The organism is Sphingomonas aerolata, from assembly GCF_003046295.1.
Lineage (GTDB): Bacteria > Pseudomonadota > Alphaproteobacteria > Sphingomonadales > Sphingomonadaceae > Sphingomonas > Sphingomonas aerolata.
Map to the genome: position 1 here is coordinate 601,660 of NZ_PZZN01000003.1, position 16,334 is coordinate 617,993.

The following is a 16,334-nucleotide window of genomic DNA, read 5'->3' on the forward strand; positions in this document are numbered from 1 at the left end:
GCCGTGATACAACGACAATTGTTGCCGGGAAACCACATAATGGCCGGGTCAGCGTGACCCTGCCGCGTCCAGCTCGGTCATGTCGCCGCTGATGTCGATCCCGAGCGTGTCGAGACGCTTGCGCAGCGTGTTGCGATTGATTCCCATCGCACGCGCGGCGCGAAGCTGGTTCTGCCCATGCCGGGCAAGCATCAGTTCGATCAACGGACGCTCGACCTCGCCGATGACGCGGTCGTACAGACTGCCATCGTCGAGCGCTGCCGGGTTTTCGCGCTCGATCCGCCCGATCAGCGCCTTCACCGCGCCGGCTAGGTCGAGGTCGGTTGCAGTGCTGGTCGGCATTCGCGCACCCAGCATCGCGTGAATCGCGTCCGCGCCGATGATTTCGTCGCGCGCGAGCACCGCGAGTCTGCGCATCAGGTTTTCGAGTTCGCGAACATTGCCCGGCCAGTCATACGCGCCGAGCGCGGTGATCGCATCCCCCGCCAACTGACGTCGCGGCAGACCCTGGATCGCCGCATGATCGAGAAAATGTCGTGCGAGCAGGGCGACATCCTGCCGTCGCTCGCGGAGCGGTGGCAAGGTGACCGGCACGACGTTGAGACGGTAGAACAGGTCTTCCCGGAAATGTCCGGCGGCCACCTGCGCCGCCAGATCGCGGTTGGTCGCGGCGAGGATGCGAACATCGACCCGGATCGTGCGCGCACCGCCGACGCTCGTGAACTCGCCCGACTGCAGCACGCGGAGAAGCCGGGTCTGCGCCTCCATCGGCATGTCGCCGATTTCGTCGAGGAACAGCGTGCCGCCCGTCGCCTGCTCGAACCGGCCGGCATTTCGCGTCGCGGCACCGGTAAAGGCGCCGCGCTCATGGCCAAACAACTCGGCCTCGATAAGTTCACGGGGAATCGCGGCCATGTTGATCGCGATGAACGGCGCAGTGCTCCGCCGGCCGAGATCGTGGATCGCCCGGGCGACCAGTTCCTTGCCCGTCCCCGATTCGCCGGAAATCAGCACGGTCAGGTCGTTCGAGATGACGCGTGCGATGACCCGGTAGACGTCCTGCATCGCCGCGGACCGGCCGATCAGCGGCAGTGCACGATCCTCGTCGCCGATTCGGTCATCGGACAGCACCCCGCCCCGCGCCAGCGCCCCCGTCACCGCGCGCGACAAGACGTCGAGATCGAAGGGCTTGGGCAGATATTCATACGCACCGACCTCCGCCGCGCGTACGGCGGTGGTCAGCGTGTTCTGCGCAGACAGGACGATGATCGGCAGCGTCGGGTGGCGTTCGGCGACATTGCGGACATGGTCGATGCCGTCGCCGTCGGGCAGCACCACGTCCGTGATCAGCACGTCGGGGATAGCGACCGCCAAGGCACGTTCGAGCTGGCCGAGGCTGTCGGCGACGGTTACGTCGTGGCCGCTGCGCCGCAACGCCTGCGCGACGACGGTGCGAATCGCGGCGTCGTCGTCGACGACCAGCACAGTGCTCATGATGTGGCTCTTGGCAGCAGCAGGCGGAGAACGGTCATTTCAGGAATCCCCTCACGCGCATATTGCACGATCCCGCCCATATCGCGCGTTAGCTTGTCTACCAGGGCAAGGCCCAGCCCCTGCCCTTCACGACGCCCCGATACGAACGGGTCGAACAGGTGGTCGGCAATGTCAGGGGGCGCGCCGGGGCCATTGTCGAATACACAGATCTCGATCGGCAATGGCAGACGCGGTTTGCCCGGCGCGCTGCTGACGGTGATCCCGTGGCGATAGGCCGTGGTCACGATGATCAGGGGGTTCGGTTGATCTGCAACGGCTTCACGTGCGTTTTTCAGAAGGTTGATCACGATCTGAAGGAGCGCGTCCCGATTGATATGCGCGGGCGGTAGCGACGGATCGAACCGCTCCTCGATCGCGATCCCGCGCGCAAAACCGGCGAGCGCAAGGCGACGCGCGTGGGTCAGCAGCGGGTAGATATTCTCGCTGGCGAGCGGAAGCGGACGCGTATCGCTGAAGTCCTGCATGCGATCGATCAGCGCCGCGATTCGGTCCACCTCGGTCGTGATCAGCGTGGTCAGTTCGCCGGCATCGAGCAGCTGCGCGGCCCCGCGGATGCCGGACAAGGGATTCTTGATCTCGTGCGCGAGCATCGCCGCCGCGCCGACGGCCGCGCGCGCGCCCGCAGTACGGTCCGCCGAATAGCCCAGCCGTCGCGAGATGGCGGGAACGTGCAGTGTGATCGCGCGCCAGCCGGGATGATCGGGCATTATCGTCTCGGCAAAGTCGACGCGGATCTTCACGCCGCGGGCGGTCGCGATCTCGGTATCGAAGACGGCAAGGCCGCGATTGTCGTGCTTGCGGGATTCGTCGGGGGGCGGGAGTATCTCCGCGATCGGCTGCCCGACCATGAGGCGCTCCGAGAGGTTGAGCAATTGTTCAGCCAGTGCATTTGCATGGGCTATCCGGTCGTCGGGATCGACCACCACAACCGCCACCGGCAGCGCCGCGAAAACGTCGTTGAACCCCGGACGGTCGCGCCGATCCGGCTCAGGCGGCTTCAAGGTGACGCCAAGGCGCGTAGAACTCCGCCAGCATCGCCTTGACCTGGTTGGGGTCCGCCACCTGGTTCACCCGGTTCCGGAACTCCGCCGACCCGTGCAGGCCCTTGGTGTACCAGCCGATATGCTTGCGGGCCATGTTGACACCCGTCTCGATCCCATAATGCTCGAGCATCGCTTCGTAATGCCCGGCAATCGCTTCATATTGTTCGTTAATCGACGGATCGGCGACGCGGCGGCCGGTCGCAAACCAGGTCATGACCTGATTGAGCAGCCAAGGCCGCCCATAGGCGCCGCGTCCGATCATCACGCCGTCCGCACCTGACTGGTCGAGCGCCGCCTCGGCATCCTCGATCGAGCAAATGTCGCCATTGACGATCACGGGGATCGACACCGCGTCCTTCACCCGGCGCACGAAGCCCCAATCGGCGCTTCCCTTGTACATCTGGTTCCGCGTCCGGCCATGCACGGTGATCAGCTTCACCCCGAGATCTTCTGCGATCCTGGACAATTCGGGTGCGTTGAGACTGTCGTGGCACCAACCCATGCGCATCTTCAACGTGACCGGGACATCGACCGCCTTCACCGTCGCGGATATGATCGCCGTCGCCAGCTTGACGTCGCGCATCAGTGCGGACCCGGCGTCGCCATTGACGATCTTGCGGACCGGACACCCCATGTTGATGTCGACGATCGCTGCACCGCGATCCTGGCTGAGCCGCGCGGCCTCGCCCATTTCATAGGGCGTGCACCCGACCAGTTGCATCGACACCGGCTCTTCGAGCCGATCCCACGCAGCCTTCTGGATCGACTGGCGGGTTTCGCGGATCGCAGCCTGGCTCGCGACCATCTCGGTAACGTTGAGCCCTGATCCATATCGCCGCACGAGCGTGCGGAACGGCATATCCGTCACACCCGTCATGGGTGCGAGGACGACCGGACTTTCAATCTGCACGGGGCCGATCTGGATAGGTGAGAGATTACGCATAAGCTGCCCAAAAAAGAGGCAGAACATAGGCCGCGATGCTGGAACTGGCAAGGCTGGTCCAGCTGTACCCGCCGTGCGCGACGTCATGGCGAACGACTGCCTGCACTGGCGATGCCGCGCTCAAGACGCTAATCGGCGCCCATGACAAAGCGCCGCACCGTCGCCCTGATCGTCGCAGCCGGGTCCGGCACCCGCGCTGGCGGCACCCTCCCCAAGCAATTCGCGACCGTCGCGGGAAGGCCGATGCTCATGCACGCGGTTACCGCAATGTCCGCGCACCCGGCGATCGACGCCGTGACGGTCGTCGTTGCCGAAGGTCAGCTGGACCATGCAAAGGCAGTATTGGCAGCAGGAGGAGTCACCGACGCGACGGTCATCGTCGGGGGCAGTACCCGCCGGGATTCGGTACTGAGGGGAATCGCTGCCCTGTCCGATTTGGATCATGTTCTCGTTCACGATGCCGCCCGGCCGTTCCTTCCTGCCGGGGTCATCAGCGCGGTCGTGGCAGCGCTGACGAACAGCGACGCCGCGGTGCCTGTGCTGCCGGTAGCGGATACGCTGGCGCGCGGCGCGACGACGCTGACCGGTCGCATGCTCGGCGAAGTCGTTCCGCGTGAGGCCGTGTACCGGGTCCAGACGCCGCAGGGCTTCCGGATCGCTAAGCTGCGCGCCGCGCACGCTGCCTGGCCGGCCGATGAAGATGCCAGCGACGATGCCCAGATGGTGCGACGGGTTGGCGGCAGCGTCGCGTTGGTGCAGGGCGATCCGATGCTCGACAAAGTGACTCACCCCGACGATTTTGCCGCCGCTGAAGCGCGCGCGCCCTATGAAAGCCGAACCGCGATGGGCTTCGACGTCCATCGGCTGGAAACGGGCGAGGAATTATGGCTCGGCGGCATCCGGATCCCGCACGACAAGGGGCTTTCCGGCCATAGCGATGCCGATGTCGCGCTGCATGCGCTGACCGATGCGCTGCTCGGCACGATCGCCGCGGGGGATATCGGCACGCATTTCCCCCCGAGCGATCCTCAGTGGAAAGGTGCCGACTCCGCGCAGTTCCTGCAGCATGCCGCGCAACTGATCGCCGCAAAGGGCGGTCGGATCGATTTCGTCGACCTGACCATCCTGTGCGAGATGCCCAAGATCGGACCGCACCGCGCGGCGATGACGAACCGGATCGCCGATCTGCTCGACCTCACCACGGACCGGGTCAGCGTCAAGGCGACGACGACCGAGCGGCTTGGCTTCACGGGACGGGGCGAAGGCATTGCCGCGCAGGCAGTCGCGACGATCAGCCTCCCCTCGAATCGCGGCCGTGTCGGCGCATGAAGTTCGCTGCCGCACTGACGCTCGCCGCCCTCATCGCAACGCCGGTATCGGCACAGTCCCCCTGCATCACCGGCCCCGAGGCGGAGGCGATGACGCTCGTCGCGCTGCCCGACATCATCCGTGAAACGGGCCGGGTCTGCGCGGCAAGGCTTCCCGCGACCAGCCTCGTGCGCAACCAGTCCAGTACGCTGATCGCGCGCTATCAGATCGAAGCGGACCGCGCCTGGCCGTCCGCCCGGGCCGCGATCGTCAAGCTTAGCGACCCCGCGGTCGATGCGCTTCTCCAGTCGGACTATGCCCGGCCGTTGCTTACGAGCCTGCTCGTCCCGCAGATCGTCGGACGCATCGCGGCGCGCGACTGTGGGACGATCGATCGGCTCGTGACGCTGCTCCAGCCGCTGCCGCCGCGGAACACCGCTGGCATCGTCGTCGAGACGCTGCGCTATTTGAAGGCTGACAAGGCACGCCGCGGGGATCGATCGACGCCCGACCTTCCGCTCTGCACCGCGACGGAGAGCCGCTGATGGATACCCTTCTCCCTCCCGAGCTGATCGACGCGGCACGTAAGGTCATCGAGGCAAATCGCGCGCTTGGACGACGCGTCGCGGTTGCCGAAAGCTGCACCGGTGGCCTTGTCGCTGCGGCGCTGACGGAAATTCCAGGCAGTTCCGACGTGTTCGAAATCGGGTTCGTGACCTATTCGAACGAGGCCAAGCTGAAACTGCTCAAGATCAGCTCAGACGTGCTTGAGACCTTCGGTGCGGTGTCGATCGCCGTCGCGTGGAGCATGGCGCAGGGCGCACTGGAGCAGTCGGGCGCGGATGTTGCCGTCGCCATCACCGGTATTGCCGGGCCCGGCGGTGGATCGGCGAAGAAGCCGGTCGGCACGGTGGTCTTCGCCCGGGCCGAGAAGGGCGGCGATCGCAGCGATGTCGACGCGGATCGCAAGGATTTCGGCGATCTCGGCCGCGGCGGTATCCGCCTTCAGGCTGCGCTGTGCGCGCTCGAACTCTTGCTGCCGGTCGGGGATGTCGCACCGTAAAGCTCGGCCGCGCGCGTCTCGAACGCGCCGATCATCTTGCGCAGTGCGGCACCGAAAACCTGACCCGCGATCAGCTCGAACATCCGGTTCTTGAAGGCAAAGTCGACGGTGAAGTCGACCGCGCACCCCTGCTCCTCGGGGCGGAAACGCCATTCGTTGCGAAGATATTTGAGCGGACCATCGACATAGTCGACAAGGATCTCGGTCGGTCGAGCCTTCTGCACACGGGACGTGAACGTCTCGCGCAAGCCCTTGAAGCCGACGATCATGTCCGCGAGAGTCTCCGTCTCACTGTTCGAACGGACGCGCATCGCGCTGACCCACGGCAGAAACTCGGCGTAGCGGCCGACATCGGCGACCAGATCGAACATCTGTTCGGGGGTATAGGGAAGATGGCGTGTTTCGGAATGCTTGGGCATCAGATCCGTGCGACCCCGAGCTTGGCATCACGCACCGCCCGAAGCTGCGCGAAGTCGTCCCCCGCATGGTAGCTCGACCGCGTCAGTGGCGACGATGCGACGAGCATGAAGCCCTTAGCCCGGGCGATCGACGCATAGGCATCGAAGGCCTTGGGCGTGACGAACTCGGCCACCTTGGCATGGCGTGGCGTGGGCTGAAGATACTGGCCCATCGTCAGGAAGTCGATGTCGGCACAACGCATGTCGTCCATGACCTGGTGAATCTCGAGGCGCTCTTCGCCCAGGCCGAGCATAACGCCCGACTTGGTGAAAATTGACGGGTCGTGGCGTTTCACGCTCTCGAGCAGGCGCAACGAGGCATAATAGCGCGCGCCAGGCCGGATCGTCGGGTACAGGCGAGGGACTGTCTCGAGGTTGTGGTTGTAGACGTCGGGGCGCGCCTCGACGATCGACTCGATCGCGGCCTGCGCCTTGTTGCGGAAATCGGGCGTCAGGATTTCGATCGTCGTAGTAGGATTCGACGCGCGGATTGCCTGGATGACCTTCACGAATTGCGAAGCGCCGCCATCGGGAAGGTCGTCGCGATCGACCGAGGTGATGACGATGTGGTTCAGCCCCATCTGCGCCGCGGCATCGGCGACATTCTGCGGCTCCATCCGGTCGACCGCGCGGGGCATACCGGTCTTCACGTTGCAGAAGGCGCAGGCGCGAGTGCAGGTATCGCCGAGGATCATGACCGTTGCATGCTTCTTGGACCAGCATTCGCCGATATTCGGGCATGCGGCCTCTTCACAGACCGTCGTCAGGCTTTTCGAGCGCATCAGTTCGCGGGTCTTGGCGAAGCCGGCGGATGTCGGGGCCTTGACGCGGATCCAGTCGGGCTTTCGAGCGCGCGGCGCGGCGAGCGGGGTCATCTCGTTCATGGCAGGCAGATAGCGATCCCGGCTATGCGAAACAACACACATGCGGTTCTTCGCCCGATATCACCGGTATCCTGCCAAGCCGGTAACAACGCCCCCGCGATGGGGCAGATGGCAGCCCGGGCGTGCCTGCTACATCGTACCGCACCGACCAGGTCAGCGGAACCGTTCCAGATCCGTTGCAGCCGATACCGCGACGGCATATCGCTCGGACAGATACCGTTCGAACCGTTGATGCGCATCGCACGTAAGCTGGAACGCCGCGCCCCCCGCTCGCCCGTCGCCGGCCGCCTCGAACTCGATCAGCCCCTGAACCTCGAGTGCGCGAATCCAGCGGGTCAGCGTGGCGTGTCCGACCCCGAGCATCGGTTCGAGGTCGGTCGGCGTCAGGAGAACGCCCTCGGCCTCGCTGACATAGGCCGCAAGCAGGATGTCCCAGGCGCTGTCGGCAAATAACGACGGGCAGAATATTGCCCCGCGCGCGCGCCGGGCATCCAGCGTCAGCTGTGCCGTCTTCAACAAGGCTTCGGGTTTGACCTCGCCGGACCCAAGCATGGTTTCCTCGAAGATCATCGTCACGCAGACCTCGGTCCCTGGCGGCGCGATCGATAAATGGCCCTGCACCCAGAGATGCGACGAGTCGGTTCTGACCAGCCTTTTGGTCGTGCTGATCGGGGATCCGGTATGCACCACGCGACGCATCAGTCGCCGGCAGCGCTCGCGGTCGGCAGGCGCGGTGAAATCGAGCATGTTGCTGCCAAGCAAAATGGCGGCTGTCGCATTGAGCGTGTGGCAGAACGTCGCGTCCACCTCGACAATCGCCCCTGAGGTGTCGACACCTATTCGACCGCGTTCCGTCATGACCTACGCCCACTGAATGGCCGTCCGCTACTCGGACACGCCCATTATCTTAGGGCAAGCCTAACCATCATCGGAAGCTGTTCACGCTAACATAAGTTGTTCGGAAGGCGTTAGAATTTCGACCAAAATGGATATAGCTGCAGAAGACTGCGACCAAAAGCGGGGTTGCGCATTGCGAAGATTAGAGCTTGAGGGCCTTTTTCGCGACCTTGAGGACGGCGGGATCAAGCGGCGGGGGCACCATCGCGACTCCGCCCTCCAGGCGATCTGCGACGACGGTCAGCGCAGCGATCCGTGCCGCCTTCTTGTCGTTCCCGTCGATGACGATCCACGGCGCGGCCGCGGTGTCCGTGCGTGCGAACATCTCATGCATCGCGGCAAGATAGTCCTCGCGTCGCGACCGGTTGTGATAATCGTCGAGACCGGTCTTCCAATGCTTCCAAGGGTCGCGCAGCCGCGCCTCTAACCGCCGGTCCTGTTCCGCTTGGGTGATATGGACGAAGATCTTGATCAGCGTCGTGTCGTTACCGATCAGTCCCGCTTCGAAGGCATTGATCGCGTCATAACCGCGCTCCCATTCGCGGCGCGTGGCGAATTCCTCGACCCGCTCGACCAGTACCCTGCCATACCAGCTCCGATCGAAGACGGCGATATTCCCATCGGCCGGCAAGCGCTTCCAGAAGCGCCAGAGAAAGTGATGTGCCTTCTCGTCGGCGCTCGGGGCGGCGATCGGCCAGACGCGGTAGGTACGGGGATCCCACTCGGCCGACAACCGCTGGATGATACCGCCCTTCCCCGCCGCATCCCACCCTTCGAACATCACCACAGCGGGGCGCTTGTTGACGATATGCGCGACCTGGATGTGCTCAAGCCTCTTCTGAAGCTTTGCCAAGTCGCGCTTGTATTTGCCGTCATAGGCGTCGCCGGCTTCATAATGGGCAAGATCGATGGGCATAAGCAAACTCCAGAAGATCAGGCGGCCACCAGGGGCGGGACGGAAAGGACCGAGACGGCCGAGCCGCCTCGGCGTCAGCCCGCGGCGGGCGTCACCGTCTTGGCCGGGTCCTTCGGCCCATCGACGGTGAGCTTGATGTTGAGCTCCTTCAGCTGGCGCGGGCTGACCGGGCTCGGTGCGCCCATCATCAGGTCCTCGGCCTTCTGGTTCATCGGGAACAGCACGACCTCGCGGATGTTGGGCTCGCCCGCGAGCAGCATGACCATCCGGTCGATCCCGGGTGCCGAGCCGCCATGCGGTGGTGCGCCGACCTTGAACGCGTTGATCATGCCGGCAAAGTTCGTGTCGACATCGGCCTGGGTGTAGCCGGCGATCTCGAACGCCTTGTACATGATCTCAGGCCGGTGGTTCCGGATCGCGCCCGACGACAGCTCCACGCCGTTGCAGACGATGTCGTACTGATACGCCAGGATATCGAGCGGATCCTTGTTCTCCAGCGCGTCCATCTCGCCCTGCGGCATCGAGAACGGGTTGTGGCTGAAGTCGATTTTCTTGGCGTCCTCGTCATATTCGAACATCGGGAAGTCGACGATCCAGCAGAACTCGAACCGGTTCTCGTCGATCAGGCCGAGATCCGCACCTATGCGCGCGCGGGCTGCGCCGGCGAGCTTGGCGGCGGGGAGTTCCTTGCCGGCGGCGAAGAAGATGCCGTCGTTCGGCCCGAGGCCCATCTCCGCGATCAGCTTGCGCGTCGCTTCCTCGCCGTGATTCTTGGCGATCGGGCCGCCAAGTTCGCCGTTCTTCTGCGTGATGTAGCCGAGCCCCGCATGCCCTTCGGCGCGCGCCCAGTCGTTCATGTCGGTGAAAAACTTGCGGCTCTTCTCGGCGGTGTTCGGCGCAGGGATTGCGCGAACCACGTCACCCCCGGCGACGATGCCCGCGAACAGGCCGAAGCCCGAGTCAACGAAGTGGTGGCCGACGTCGTGGATCAGGATCGGGTTGCGCAGATCGGGCTTGTCGCTGCCGTATTTCAGCATCGATTCGCGGTAGGGAATGCGCTTGAACGGCAGGGCGGAGACCTGGCGTCCCTTGCCCTGCCAATCGGCGAACTCCTCGAACACGCCGTGCAAGACGGGCTCGATTGCGTTGAACACGTCGTCCTGCGTGACGAAGCTCATCTCGAAATCGAGCTGGTAGAATTCGCCCGGCGAACGATCGGCGCGGGCGTCCTCGTCGCGGAAGCAGGGGGCGATCTGGAAATAGCGGTCGAAGCCCGCGACCATCAGCAGCTGCTTGAACATCTGCGGTGCCTGCGGCAGCGCGTAGAACTTGCCCGGATGCACGCGGCTCGGCACCAGATAGTCGCGCGCGCCCTCTGGCGACGACGCGGTCAGGATCGGCGTCTGGAATTCGGTGAAGCCCTGATCGTTCATGCGGTTGCGCAGCGAGGTGATGACCTTCGAACGCAGCATGATGTTCGCGTGAAGCCGCTCGCGCCGCAGGTCGAGATAGCGATAGCGCAGGCGGATATCCTCGGGATACTCGGCCTCGCCAGCGACCGGCATCGGCAGCTCGCCTGCCATCGACTGGACGGTCGCGGCGGTCGCGCGGACCTCGATCCCGCCGGTCGGCAGGTTCGGGTTCACCGCTTCGGGCGCGCGTGCGGTCACCTTGCCGGTGATTGTGACGACGCTCTCGCTCTTCAGGCCCTCGATGACCCTGAAGACGGGGCCGGACACGTCGGTGACGATCTGCGTGATGCCGTAATGATCGCGCAGATCGATGAAGACCAGGTCACCATGATCGCGCTTTTTGTGGACCCAGCCCGAGACGCGGACCTCCTCGCCGACCTGTTCGGGGCGGAGGGCGGCGCAGTTATGGGTGCGATAGGCGTGCATGTGTCTCGTCTCTCATACGTCGTCCCTGCGTTTGCTGGGATCTCGTGCGGCAAGGGTGCGCCCTGCGACGGGAGATCCCAGCGTTTGCTGGGATGACGGGAATTGGATGGCCCGCGCTTCCCTTCCCTACCGGCCTTTGTCAAGGCGCCCCTTTGTCAACATGGGGGAGCCTCGCTATGGACGGGCGATGCATATCCACCCGCTTATCTCCGACAGTGCCACGCTCGCCAATCTGTGCGCGCGCATGGCCGACGCCGACTATGTGTGCGTCGACACCGAATTCATGCGCGAGAGCACCTATTACCCGGAGCTTTGCCTGATCCAGATCGCCGACGACAAGGAAGCCGCGGCGATCGACCCGATGGCGCCGGGGATCGACCTGAAGCCGCTACTCGATCTGCTCGTCGAGAATCACGACGTGCTGAAGGTCGTCCATGCCGGCGGGCAGGATATCGAGATCGTCTATAACCTCACGGGCAAGACGCCCTTCCCGCTGTTCGACACGCAGGTCGCAGCGATGGCGCTCGGCCAGGGCGAACAGATCGGCTATTCGAATCTCGTCGACAGCTGGCTCGGCATCGCGGTCGACAAGGGCGCGCGGTTCACGGACTGGGCACGCCGGCCGCTTGATGCACGCCAGATCGAATATGCGATCGGCGACGTGACGCATCTGTCGAAGATCTTCCCCAAGATGCTCGAGCGTCTACGCAAGACCGGGCGCGGCGTGTGGCTCGATCAGGAGATGGAGCGGCTCGGCGATATCGCCAATTATGCGAACGATCCCGACCTGGCATGGAAGCGAGTCCGGATCTCGGGGCGCAAGCCCGACGTCCTCGGCCGGTTGAAGGCACTGGCGCGGTGGCGTGAGCTCGAAGCGCAGGCGAAGGATCTGCCGCGCGGGCGGATCGTCAAGGACGAGACGCTTGGTGACATGGCAGGGCATCCGCCGCGGAAACAGTCCGACCTTGCCCGAGTTCGGGGGCTTTCCGCCACGTGGGCTGGCAACGATATCGGGGCGCGACTGATGGTCGCGATCGAGCAGGCACAGCCGCTCGGCGACGATGAGCTGCCGCCCCGCGACGATCGCAAGCCGGGCCTTGGCAAGGAGGGCTCGCTGGTCGCGGATCTGCTGAAGCTCCTTCTCAAAATCCGCTCGCGAGATATTGATGTAGCGTCGAAACTTCTTGCGAGGACCGACGAACTTGAGGCGCTGGCCGCGGGCGTGCGGACGGGCTTGCCGATGCTGGAGGGGTGGCGGTTCGACCAGTTCGGCCGCGACGCGCTGGACCTGGTCGAGGGCCGACTGGCCTTCGCGGTGATCAACGGAAAGTTGAAAATGACCCGTACGGAGGACGCGGCATGAAGCGGGCGCTGCTTGCGGTCGTGCTTGCTTCCGCCGGGTGCATGCCGGTCGAGATGCGCGACCGCACGCCCGGTGCCGCGACGCCAACCCCGCCCGGTGCCACGTGCAAGATTGAAGCCCTGGGCGATCTGGTCGGCAAGCGCGCAAGCGATGCACGCGCGGATGTGATGCTGGCCCGATCGGGCGCGCGGACGCTGCGGTGGATTGCGCCGAACGACGCGGTGACGATGGACTTTCGGACCGATCGCCTGAATGTCTATGTCGACGGCGCGAGCAGGATCGAGCGTTTCACCTGCGCCTGACCCTGATTGCGCGTTCGTCTCCGGTCAGGCGATCGCGAGCACAGGTTTCCGGCCGATGGCCGCGGCAAGCGCCGCGTGTCGCCGCTCAACGGCTTCCCCGTAAAGTCCCCGATCTGCGGGTAGCAGCGTAAGCGTCAGCGATACGCCATCATCGGTGAGGCGCGAGCGTTTGAGCGGTCCGGCAAGCCCCCCGCTCATCCGCTGCCCGAGACGCATCGCAAGTCCCCAGGCCGTCGCGCTCTGGATCTCTGCGGGTGTCGCCAGGCGCTCCACGGGATCCGCGGCGGCCAGGTCACCGCCGAGGCTGGTATACAGTGCCTGGGCGAGCATACCCCGACCCGGTGCGTCGATCGCGACCCAATTGCCGTGCAACGCGACTTCGACCCCGCGCTCGGCGCGAAACTCCGGATTGGCGCGCCAACCCACATCTGCCAGGAGGCAGGCAGTGTGGCGCAAGCGCGCCACCGCCGGGGGCTCGGTAACAAACAACGGCGCGATCCAGCGATCGAGCAGGTCGCCATGTTCAGGAAAGCGGCCGAGCAGTCGCCCCTCCTCGCGTGCGGCTTCGATCAGGGGGTCGAGGGCCCGCGCCGCCGGTTTGAGGTCGCCGTAGAGCAGCCCTTCGCGAAGGCCGTACGCAGAAACGATCGTCGTCTTGCTGCCGAGCTGGCGCATGAGAATGCCGAGCAACGCGGCGGCGTCGCCGAGCGTCGCGATCCGCCCGGACGACAGGCCCGGAATGGCTTTCAGGCGTGGCTTGGACAATTGCGGGATGGTGCGACTGAGGCGCGTGACGGTCGCCGCGGTCATAGGATATTGATGGATGATCGGCAGCGGATAGTCCGATAACTCCATATCGAGCCGCGCCAGTGCCCGCCATGACCCGCCGACGAGATAGAGGGGCAGTCCCTGCCCGCGTGCGGCCCAGCCGGCGGCGCGCACGAGCCGCGCGACATAACGCTCGAGCACCTTGCCGCGTTTCGCCCGCATCGGTCCGATACGCAGCACGCCGAGGGGGAACGAGACGCTGTCCTCGATCTTGCCACGGCGGACGCGTACGAGCTCGAGGCTGCCGCCGCCGAGATCGCCGACGATGCCATCCGCCTCAGGAATCGCAGACAGCACGCCATAGCCCGCAGCGCTCGCCTCCTGTCCGCCCGACAACGTCTCGACCTTGAGCCCCAACTCCTCTGCCGCGGCGATGAGGTCACCCCCGTTCCGGGCATCGCGAACTGCTGCCGTGGCAACCGTCCGCAGCGTCGAACACTCCATCTCACGCGCAACCGCGGCAAACCGCGCAAGCGCCACCTTAGCGGTCTTGAGTGCTGACTTTTCGATCGTGCCCGTCGCCGCCAATCCGCGGCCGAGGCCCGCCAGCACCTTCTCGTTGAACCGGATCGCCGGCAGTCTGGGCGGTCCCTGATAGACGACGAGCCGGATCGAGTTCGATCCGATGTCGATGATCCCGGTGCGCGGATGGTCGTCGACCTCAACCTTTGGCGTCGCGGTGCCGAACAGAAGGTTGGTAACGCTCATCGCTGTCGACGGAGCGAAAGCGTCGGCACGGTTGCGCTCGTGGCAAGCGATGCACCACGGCCGGAAAGAGACGGATTGGTCATGAAATACCGATGCAGGTTGAACGGACGATCGCCGGGATCGACGCGAGAATAATCGCCGTCGGGTCCTAGCTCCCAGCTTTGCTCGTTGTCGATGAGATTGGCGACCATCACCTGGTCGAGGATCTGGTCGTGCACCGTCGGGTTGAGGATCGGCAGCATATATTCGACGCGCCGATCGAAATTACGCGGCATCCAGTCGGCGGACGAGATGAACAGCTTCGCACCGTCGTTCGGCAAGGCCTTCCCGTTTCCGAAAGCCCAGATACGGCTGTGTTCGAGGAACCGGCCGATCACCGATTTGACGCGGATCGTTTCGGACAGGCCGGGCACACCCGGTCGGAGACAGCAGATGCCGCGGATGATGAGGTCGATTTCGACCCCTGCCCCGCTCGCCTCGTACAGCTTCTCGATCACCGCAGGGTCGACCAGCGAGTTCATCTTCGCCCAGACCCCTGCCGGTCGCCCCGCGCGCGCATTGGCGATCTCGACGTCGATCAGGGTCATCAGATTCTTCCGGAGGTCCCGCGGGCTCAGGCTGACACGGGCCATGTCCGTCGGTTCGACATAGCCGGTGATGTAGTTGAACATCTGCGCGGCATCGCGCCCGACCGCCGCGTCGGCGGTGAAGAAGCTGAGGTCAGTGTAGATCTTGGCCGTGACGGGGTGATAATTGCCCGTCCCGAAATGGCAGTAGGTCCGGAACGCCTGCCCCTCTCGGCGGACGACCAGGGAAACCTTTGCATGGGTCTTCCAGTCGATGAACCCGTAGACGACCTGCACCCCTGCGCGTTCCAGCGCGGAGGCCCAGACCATGTTCTGCTCCTCGTCGAACCGTGCCTTGAGTTCGACCACCGCGGTGACAGACTTTCCGGCCTCGGCGGCCGTGATCAGCGCGTTGATGACGGCCGGCTGCTTGCCGGCGCGGTAGAGCGTCTGCTTGATGGCCACCACGTCGGGATCGTTCGCCGCCTGCTTCAGGAAAGCGAGCACCACCTCGAATGTCTCATAGGGGTGGTGAACGACGATGTCCTTGGCCTTGATCGCCGCGAAACAGTCGCCACCAAATTCACGGATACGTTCTGGAAAGCGTGGCGTGAACGGCGGGAACTTGAGATCTGGGCGATCCTCCTCGACCAGGCCGTCAAGATCGACGATGCCCAGCAGATTGCCGCTTTCGGTGATGATCGCCTCGGCCCCGCCGAGTTCATCCTTGAGTACCGCTGCCAGCACGTCCGGTATCCCGGTCTCCAGCTCGAGCCGGATCACCCGGCCCCGGCGCCGACGCTTGATCGCGTTGGCGAAGTAGCGGACAAGGTCCTCCGCCTCCTCCTCGATCTCCATGTCACTGTCGCGCAGAACCCGGAAACTCGCGGCGGCAAGAACCTCATAGCCCGGGAACAGTACGGGTGCGAACCGCTTGAGCAGCGTCTCGATCGCGACGTAGCGCGCGGGTTCGCCAGGCAACCGCACGAAGCGCGTCATGGTGTGCGGCAACATGACCAGTTCGCGGACTGGTTCATTGTCCGACCGGCGGACGAGGTCGAAGATCACCGACAGGCCGCGGTTCGGGATGAACGGGAACGGGTGCGCAGGGTCGAGTGCCTGCGGGGTCAGGATCGGGAAGATCTGCTCGCGAAAATGCGTTTCGAGCCAATCATCGGCTTCGCCCTCGACGGCATCGCGGCGCAGGACAAACAGCCCCGCTTCGTCGAGCAGCACACGAAGATCGCCCCAGACCGCCTGCTGGCTCTCCATCAGCGCGTCCGCTTCGCGGATGATCGCGGTCAGCTGCTGCCCGGCGGTCAGGCCGTCGGTCGAGCGACGATCGACGTCCTGCGTCTGCTGACCCTTCAGTCCGGCGACACGCACCATGAAGAACTCGTCGAGATTGGATCCCGAGATAGAGAGAAATCTAAGCCGTTCGAGCAACGGGTGCGCCGGATTGCACGCCTCCTCGATAACGCGCCGATTGAACGCGAGCCAGGAAAGCTCACGGTTGAAAAATCGGTCGTTCGGCTGGGCGCCGATGGGATCGTCGTCGTCTTCCGCTTGGCGGACGATATGCGCTGGACGGTTCATCGGTCCT

At 64.7% G+C, this 16,334-nt stretch carries 15 protein-coding genes; 5 read left to right on the plus strand and 10 right to left on the minus strand.

Annotated elements, in window-relative coordinates; all coding sequences use genetic code 11:
- Nucleotides 1-48: 48 nt before the first annotated feature.
- The 3 genes from ntrC to dusB are packed head-to-tail and all read right to left on the minus strand — an operon-like array spanning nucleotide 49 to nucleotide 3,540.
- A complete protein-coding gene (ntrC, locus tag C8J24_RS15260; protein WP_107933696.1) occupies nucleotides 49-1,494 on the minus strand; it encodes a nitrogen regulation protein NR(I) in 1,446 nt (481 codons plus the stop codon).
- The gene (locus C8J24_RS15265) at nucleotides 1,491-2,555 is read right to left on the minus strand and encodes a two-component system sensor histidine kinase NtrB (protein WP_107933697.1); all 1,065 of its coding nucleotides are present in this window, start codon (nucleotides 2,553-2,555) and stop codon (nucleotides 1,491-1,493) included. Before C8J24_RS15265 ends, ntrC begins: the two co-directional genes overlap by 4 nt.
- Entirely contained in the window at nucleotides 2,542-3,540 is a 999-nt protein-coding gene (dusB, locus tag C8J24_RS15270) for a tRNA dihydrouridine synthase DusB (RefSeq protein ID WP_107933699.1), read from the minus strand. Before dusB ends, C8J24_RS15265 begins: the two co-directional genes overlap by 14 nt.
- Before the next feature lie 141 nt (nucleotides 3,541-3,681).
- On the opposite strand from dusB, the gene C8J24_RS15275 reads away from it, so the two are divergent.
- Genes C8J24_RS15275 through C8J24_RS15285 form a run of 3 tightly spaced genes read left to right on the plus strand, consistent with a single transcriptional unit; the run spans nucleotide 3,682 to nucleotide 5,911 of the window.
- On the plus strand, nucleotides 3,682-4,869 hold the full coding sequence (locus C8J24_RS15275; protein ID WP_107933701.1) for a bifunctional 2-C-methyl-D-erythritol 4-phosphate cytidylyltransferase/2-C-methyl-D-erythritol 2,4-cyclodiphosphate synthase: 1,188 nt from the start codon (nucleotides 3,682-3,684) through the stop codon (nucleotides 4,867-4,869).
- The gene (locus tag C8J24_RS15280; protein ID WP_107933703.1) at nucleotides 4,866-5,393 is read left to right on the plus strand and encodes a hypothetical protein; all 528 of its coding nucleotides are present in this window, start codon (nucleotides 4,866-4,868) and stop codon (nucleotides 5,391-5,393) included. Before C8J24_RS15275 ends, C8J24_RS15280 begins: the two co-directional genes overlap by 4 nt.
- Complete coding sequence (locus C8J24_RS15285; RefSeq protein ID WP_107933705.1) at nucleotides 5,393-5,911, plus strand: CinA family protein; 519 nt, start codon at nucleotides 5,393-5,395, stop codon at nucleotides 5,909-5,911. Before C8J24_RS15280 ends, C8J24_RS15285 begins: the two co-directional genes overlap by 1 nt.
- Here the strand turns inward: C8J24_RS15285 and C8J24_RS15290 are convergent.
- The 5 genes from C8J24_RS15290 to aspS form a co-directional block, all read right to left on the minus strand.
- On the minus strand, nucleotides 5,854-6,330 hold the full coding sequence (locus C8J24_RS15290; protein WP_107933707.1) for a type II toxin-antitoxin system RatA family toxin: 477 nt from the start codon (nucleotides 6,328-6,330) through the stop codon (nucleotides 5,854-5,856). The genes C8J24_RS15285 and C8J24_RS15290 overlap by 58 nt on opposite strands.
- Nucleotides 6,330-7,253 (minus strand): lipoyl synthase, encoded by a 924-nt coding sequence (gene lipA / locus C8J24_RS15295; protein WP_107933709.1) that lies wholly within the window; start codon nucleotides 7,251-7,253, stop codon nucleotides 6,330-6,332. The genes C8J24_RS15290 and lipA overlap by 1 nt, the downstream gene beginning before the upstream one ends.
- A gap of 153 nt (nucleotides 7,254-7,406) precedes the next feature.
- Nucleotides 7,407-8,111, minus strand: a complete 705-nt coding sequence (locus C8J24_RS15300; RefSeq protein ID WP_107933711.1) for a PAS domain-containing protein — start codon at nucleotides 8,109-8,111, stop codon at nucleotides 7,407-7,409.
- 181 nt (nucleotides 8,112-8,292) lie between these two features.
- Nucleotides 8,293-9,066: a polyphosphate kinase 2 family protein gene (locus C8J24_RS15305; protein WP_107933713.1), complete on the minus strand. Its 774-nt coding sequence runs from the start codon at nucleotides 9,064-9,066 to the stop codon at nucleotides 8,293-8,295.
- A gap of 74 nt (nucleotides 9,067-9,140) precedes the next feature.
- On the minus strand, nucleotides 9,141-10,964 hold the full coding sequence (gene aspS / locus C8J24_RS15310; RefSeq protein ID WP_107933716.1) for an aspartate--tRNA ligase: 1,824 nt from the start codon (nucleotides 10,962-10,964) through the stop codon (nucleotides 9,141-9,143).
- 187 nt (nucleotides 10,965-11,151) lie between these two features.
- Between aspS and rnd the strand changes: the two genes are divergently transcribed.
- Both rnd and C8J24_RS15320 read left to right on the plus strand, forming a co-directional pair.
- Nucleotides 11,152-12,327, plus strand: coding sequence for a ribonuclease D (rnd, locus tag C8J24_RS15315; protein WP_107933718.1), 1,176 nt, complete (start codon nucleotides 11,152-11,154; stop codon nucleotides 12,325-12,327).
- The gene (locus C8J24_RS15320) at nucleotides 12,324-12,629 is read left to right on the plus strand and encodes an I78 family peptidase inhibitor (protein WP_107933721.1); all 306 of its coding nucleotides are present in this window, start codon (nucleotides 12,324-12,326) and stop codon (nucleotides 12,627-12,629) included. Before rnd ends, C8J24_RS15320 begins: the two co-directional genes overlap by 4 nt.
- 24 nt (nucleotides 12,630-12,653) lie before the next feature.
- Here the strand turns inward: C8J24_RS15320 and C8J24_RS15325 are convergent, their stop codons facing one another.
- Both C8J24_RS15325 and C8J24_RS15330 read right to left on the minus strand, forming a co-directional pair.
- Entirely contained in the window at nucleotides 12,654-14,165 is a 1,512-nt protein-coding gene (locus C8J24_RS15325; protein WP_107933723.1) for a Ppx/GppA family phosphatase, read from the minus strand.
- Nucleotides 14,162-16,327: an RNA degradosome polyphosphate kinase gene (locus tag C8J24_RS15330; RefSeq protein ID WP_107933725.1), complete on the minus strand. Its 2,166-nt coding sequence runs from the start codon at nucleotides 16,325-16,327 to the stop codon at nucleotides 14,162-14,164. Before C8J24_RS15330 ends, C8J24_RS15325 begins: the two co-directional genes overlap by 4 nt.
- Between the last annotated feature and the right edge of the window lie 7 nt (nucleotides 16,328-16,334).